The organism is Neisseria sp. P0021.S007, from assembly GCF_051956855.1.
Window position 1 is genome coordinate 1 of record NZ_JBQCXA010000985.1, and the last position, 555, is coordinate 555.

A 555-nucleotide genomic window follows, 5' to 3' on the forward strand; every position below is an offset into this window, starting at 1 on the left:
GCATTTGGCTCTGGCTCTAACGCTGCGGCTCCCGCCTCTACTGCGATCGGACAAGGCACTCAAGCAACCGGCGCTTACACTGTTGCAGTAGGTCAAAAAGCTCAAGCCAAGGGTATTTCTTCAGCTGCTGTAGGTTCTGCTTCTGTTGCCGAAGGTAACTATTCTATTGCTACAGGTGCTGCCTCCCAAGCTACCGGAAACGCCAGCGTAGCTTCTGGCCTCCAGGCTCAAGCTAAAGGCGGTTCTTCTGTCGCTATCGGTCGCGGAGCGATTGCAAGTGATGAATACTCTGTTGCTTTAGGCGCAGGTTCTACTACTTCTGCTGCAGTAGGTACAAATACCGCTACTGTAAACGGTGTAACTTACAGCGGCTTTGCCGGCACCACTCCTACATCCACAGTGAGTGTAGGTTCAACAGGCAACGAACGTACTATCACTAATGTTGCAGCTGGTCGCATCACACCTACCAGCACAGATGCTATCAACGGCAGCCAACTGTACCAAGTAGCCGCACAAACAAACGGTAACAGCATTGTTATCAATAATCTTCAAGAT

At 50.8% G+C, this 555-nt stretch carries 1 pseudogene; it reads left to right on the top strand.

What is annotated here, in order from left to right:
* Positions 1 to 555, top strand: a pseudogene (locus ACTHUR_RS17100) (YadA family autotransporter adhesin); the annotation flags it as partial.